The sequence below is a fragment of the Mesorhizobium sp. M2A.F.Ca.ET.042.01.1.1 genome, from assembly GCF_003997405.1.
Lineage (GTDB): Bacteria > Pseudomonadota > Alphaproteobacteria > Rhizobiales > Rhizobiaceae > Mesorhizobium.
On the sequence record NZ_RZRX01000468.1, the window covers coordinates 1 to 2457 of the forward strand.

2 protein-coding genes are annotated in these 2457 nt (G+C 64.8%); both read left to right on the forward strand.

The annotated features are described in order from the left end of the window. The first annotated feature begins 549 nt into the window (after window positions 1-549). Window positions 550-1608, forward strand: coding sequence for a tyrosine-type recombinase/integrase (locus tag EOA23_RS33770; protein WP_245464951.1), 1059 nt, complete (start codon window positions 550-552; stop codon window positions 1606-1608). 501 nt (window positions 1609-2109) lie between these two features. Beyond that, window positions 2110-2457 (forward strand): recombinase family protein (locus EOA23_RS33775; protein ID WP_145966577.1); only part of this gene is annotated, 348 nt, incomplete at its 3' end.

Sequence of the window (2457 nt, forward strand, 5' to 3'; positions counted from 1 at the left end):
GTCTACAAGCGAGAAGCTAGCCGCTGCACTGGTGCTAAACCGGCCCGACTGGCTGGCCGAAATGAACTACACGCTCGCGGAGGCCATAGAACGCGTCGGTCCGGTATGGCTGACCTTGATTCCGAAAGCAGCGCGCGAGCTGGAATACGAAGACGAGCGCGCAGCGGGTAAGGCATGATCCAGCAGGCCGGCCAGGCGGCATCATCAACCGTGTCCTTGTCCGGCCCATGAACCACGGCGGCCTCGCTGTAAGGTTCGTCCGTTCGATTGTCACGAAAAATCCGGTGATTCGGCTAGAATCCGCCAATGAACTCCGAAGATGATTCGCGCCAGATCAATGACTTGCCGTCCGTTGACGAAGCGCGAGCAACAGCCTCTCTCGTCGATCAAAACCCCGAAAATCGTGCTCGGCGCAGCTCCGCTCAACCACAGGAAACGGCGACCCCTGTCGATCAGGATGCTGTCGACCAAACCGCGGCGGCGCCCTCGGCCGAGCCCAACGGCTCCAGCACCGACGACCTGCCCGACATCATCGACGTCGTCATGGAGATGGGCCGCGCGCCGGAGCAGCCCTCGGCCGACGCCCCCTCCGCTCTTCCGGTCGTCGCCAATGCCCGCCTGCCGGCGCATCTCGACGCGCTGGCCGATCGCGCCCGCGACTACGTCGAGGCGGCGAGCTCGGCCAATACCCGCCGCGCCTACGCTTCGGACTGGAAGCAGTTTGCGAGCTGGTGCCGTCGCCAGGGTGTCGAGATGTTTCCGCCCGATCCGCAGGTGGTCGGGCTCTACGTCACCGCATGCGCCTCGGGTAAGGCGACCGGCGACAAGAAGCCGAACTCCGTCTCCACGATCGAGCGCCGGCTCTCCTCGCTGACGTGGAACTATGCGCAGCGCGGCCAGCCGCTGGACAGGAAGGACCGCCATATCGCCACCGTCATGGCCGGCATCCGCAACAAGCACGCAGCCCCGCCCCGCCAGAAGGAAGCAGTGTTGCCCGAGGATCTGATCGCCATGCTGGAAACGCTCGACCGCGGCACCCTGCGCGGCCTGCGCGACCGGGCCATGCTGCTGCTGGGCTTTGGCGGCGGCCTGCGCCGCTCCGAAGTCGTCGGCCTCGACGTCGGCCGCGACCAGACCGAGGATTCCTCCGGCTGGATCGAAATCCTCGACAAGGGCATGCTGTTGCGCCTGCGCGGCAAGACCGGCTGGCGCGAGGTCGAGGTCGGGCGCGGCTCGTCCGACACGACCTGCCCCGTGGTCGCGCTGGAGACCTGGCTCAAGCTCGCGCGCATCGCCCACGGGCCGCTGTTCCGGCGCGTCACCGGGCAAGGCAAATCCGTTGGTGCCGATCGGCTCAACGACCAGGAGGTCGCCCGCCTCGTCAAGCGGACCGCGCTGGCCGCCGGCGTGCGTGGAGATCTGCCGGAGGGCGAACGCGGAATGATGTTTGCCGGCCATTCGCTTCGCGCCGGCCTGGCGTCCTCGGCCGAGGTCGACGAACGCTATGTCCAGAAACAGCTCGGCCACACCTCCGCCGAGATGACACGCAAGTACCAGCGCAGGCGCGACCGGTTTCGTGTCAATCTCACCAAGGCGTCGGGGCTCTGAAAAGCCCCCTCCCCTCCCCCGCTTTCGGCCGCCGAATAGCGGTTCGGAAGAGCAGGATTTTCACCTTAGCGTTTCAATTGAAATTGGGAAGTAAAAGCGACAGATGGCCTTCGCTCTCCCTAACCATGTGAATTTCCTTGGGTTTGGTGGCTAACGTCAGTGCGCAGACGAGCGCGTTGTCGCGTAGTCTCGCTATTTCCGACTCGGCATCACGTAGTCTCATCAAATCCGCTCCGCCCGCCGGCAAACAAGGCCAAATCGACGTTTCTGGTGCTCCGGCGCGGCTCCTTTGGGGTGTTCGGGCTCGAAACGGACAGTTTTGGGCTCACTCGGCCGTAGCGGGCCCGTGGGCGCGATTTGGCCCTCTCTGAGTCCTCGGGCACCTCCGAATGCCCGGATGGCGCTCCACGGGCCTGCAAATCGGTCTCTAATACACACCTGCAAAGGTTCCTTTGCTGACACATTGCAACTTTGTAAAAACCGACCCAAAATGTGCCGCAAATGGCCAATCCACGCACCCAGATCACACCCCCTCCCCGCTCCCGCTGGCTGATCGGCTATGCCCGGGTTTCCACCGAGGACCAGCTCAACGACGCCCAGGTCGACGAACTCAAGGCGACCGGCTGTCATATGGTTCACCAGGAGCATGGCTCCGGCGCCTCGCGCTCCCGGCCGGTGCTGGCGAAGCTGATGCGTGAGATCGCCGCCGGCGACGTTCTCGTCGTCGTCCGCCTCGACCGCCTCGCCCGCTCGGTCAGCCATCTGCTAGAGGTCATAGAACAGCTTGAGGCTCGCGGCGCACACTTTCGCTCGCTGCGTGATCCGATCGACACGTCGACGCCGCAAGGC